This window comes from Bartonella sp. AP258QHHD, assembly GCF_042196145.1.
Taxonomy (GTDB): Bacteria; Pseudomonadota; Alphaproteobacteria; order Rhizobiales; family Rhizobiaceae; genus Bartonella.
Map to the genome: position 1 here is coordinate 1 of NZ_JBHIPR010000028.1, position 2,199 is coordinate 2,199.

4 protein-coding genes are annotated in these 2,199 nt (G+C 37.5%); 3 read left to right on the forward strand and 1 reads right to left on the reverse strand.

The genetic code is table 11. The features are described from left to right. From ACFIMM_RS03140 to ACFIMM_RS03150, 3 genes are all read left to right on the forward strand, one after another. On the forward strand, positions 1–129 hold a 129-nt coding region (locus ACFIMM_RS03140), incomplete at its 5' end, for a DnaB-like helicase C-terminal domain-containing protein (RefSeq protein ID WP_375692610.1). Positions 130–214: 85 nt separating this feature from the next. Beyond that, positions 215–655: a single-stranded DNA-binding protein gene (ssb, locus tag ACFIMM_RS03145; RefSeq protein WP_375682664.1), complete on the forward strand. Its 441-nt coding sequence runs from the start codon at positions 215–217 to the stop codon at positions 653–655. A 15-nt stretch (positions 656–670) separates the two neighbouring features. After that, positions 671–1,198 carry a hypothetical protein gene (locus ACFIMM_RS03150; protein WP_375682665.1) on the forward strand — a complete coding sequence of 176 codons (528 nt, stop codon included), beginning with the start codon at positions 671–673 and terminating at the stop codon, positions 1,196–1,198. Positions 1,199–1,211: 13 nt separating this feature from the next. Here the strand turns inward: ACFIMM_RS03150 and ACFIMM_RS03155 are convergent, their stop codons facing one another. After that, positions 1,212–1,838: a hypothetical protein gene (locus ACFIMM_RS03155; protein ID WP_375627825.1), complete on the reverse strand. Its 627-nt coding sequence runs from the start codon at positions 1,836–1,838 to the stop codon at positions 1,212–1,214. Between the last annotated feature and the right edge of the window lie 361 nt (positions 1,839–2,199).

Below are 2,199 nucleotides of genomic sequence, written 5' to 3' on the forward strand. Positions count from 1 at the left end.
GAGCAAGCCAAGGGTAAAGCCGAGGTTATTATAGCAAAACAACGCCATGGTCCGACAGGAATCGTTCCCCTTGCCTTTCAATCCGATTTTACACGCTTTAGTGATTTAGAACATAATGTAACACTTTAAATAATTGTTATTAGACAACTGAAAACATTGTAAAAACACATAAAACATGTTATGATCTTTACATCATTTAATGGGACTTACAAACATGCTTAATAAAGTGATTTTAATTGGCTATTTAGGTGCTAATCCAGAAAGCAAAACAATGTCAACTGGCATCGAGGTGGTCAATTTTCGAATGGCAACGTCTGAGAGCTATACAGACAAGGCAACCAATAAGAAAGTAGACAAAACCGAATGGCATTCCATTGTGGTGTTTAATCCACATCTTGCAAAAATAGCTCTCCAGTATCTGAATAAGGGCAGCAAAGTTTATATCGAGGGGCGACTACAAACCCGTAAATGGCAAGATAAAAACGGTGTTGATCGCTATGTAACAGAAGTCATATTGCCTCAGTACAAAGGCGAGTTAAAGCTTTTAGATGGCAAAAATGATGATAATCAAGATCAGTCATCTGCTTATGACAGAAGCATTTACAGACCTCTTGATACGCCCCATACCGTTATGAATGACAGTGTTCCTTTTTAAATAAAAGGCGGTGTTATGAAAAAAAATAAAAAAAGGGGACGCCCTAAAATAGCAGGGCAGGTAAGAGAACCAAACGGACGTATATCACGTGCAAAAGCACCGCGTGAAGCCGTTGATAAATTGGCAATAGAAATGCGTGCAAAGCGTTTCGGTTTAACGCTACAAGAGGCAAAAAATCCACTTTCTGGTACCTATATCGGGCGGCTTTGTTTGCAAGGCGTGATTACTCAAGAGCAATATGATGCCGCGCAACAATATCTACAAGTAAGAAACGATTACCTTTGTGCAAAGGGCTTGCCTAATGCGATTTATGACGAAATGCCATCATCATCTGATGATAAGGCAAGAGATAAATGGGTAGAATTTGCAACAGAGCAGTTTATAAACATGCAAGAGGCACTAAAAGAAGCCCAATGCCTCTATAGACAGTATAATCTTCATGCTGCGTTACAGTCCCTCGTTATAGAAGATCAAATGCTACCGCACCTTGTGAATTCATTACGCGTTGCTCTTAATGCTCTTCAGAAACATTTTGATCGTTAAATGACAATCTCTATTACGGTTTCATTATATAGTATATCCATTCTATGGTGTTGCAACGTTTCTTTAGTAATTCAATCGTTTCATAATAACCGTTTCTCACATTATATACTAGATCAGTAATTTGTTCTTCTAAGTCAAATTCAGGGTCCTTCGTAGTTTTAAGAAATTCTTTCGCATAATAAATCATTGGATTTTTGCTGTTATTTGATTCGTTATATGCCCACATAAAATACATTGGCTTCCAAAGATATTTCCTGCGTAAATGATCTATCACATTGGGTAGAGCCATGGGTAGATCCGTATGTGACATCAATATATTATAATCACCCCGCAATAAATTCACATAGCGTCCGCAATAAATAACCCATAGATGACGTTTCAATATAAAATCAGTTTCGGTGTATCCATGTCTGTGTGCATATTCTTTTGCTTCGAGTATCTTTTCAGAATGCGTAGAGCCAATATATGATTCACTCGCGTATTTGTTGTAAAGTTTATTATACTTCTCCATAGTATCTACACTTGTAAACATACGCGTCAATTTGTCTATAAATCCAAATGACGCTGATGCAGGTAGCGCTGATATAAAAAAGAAAGCTATAAATGTTATGATGCGTGTTATGGATAATGATTTCATCATTTTGAACCCTTAATTATTCATAAGCGCTGTTTAACCGATTCACTTTGAAATTATCAATATGTGTTATTTTTATGTTGACAAATTGTAGCAAATCGTATTTAATGACATTGCTGTACTTAGGCGTATTGTGTCTAGAGAGGGAAATGTACAGTTCAAAATCCCCGCAAATGCGGGGTTTTTTATTATCTGGAGGGCGTATTTTATGACATCACAAAATACACAGCAGGCTCCACAACCCATTAAAAAGCGTATACCACCAAAGGCAGGTCAAGGGCGTGTCAAAGGCGTTCCAAATAAAGTGACGCGCATTTTAAAAGAAGCAGTGGTTAAGGCTGCTGAGAATGCTGGGAATAAAATTGGC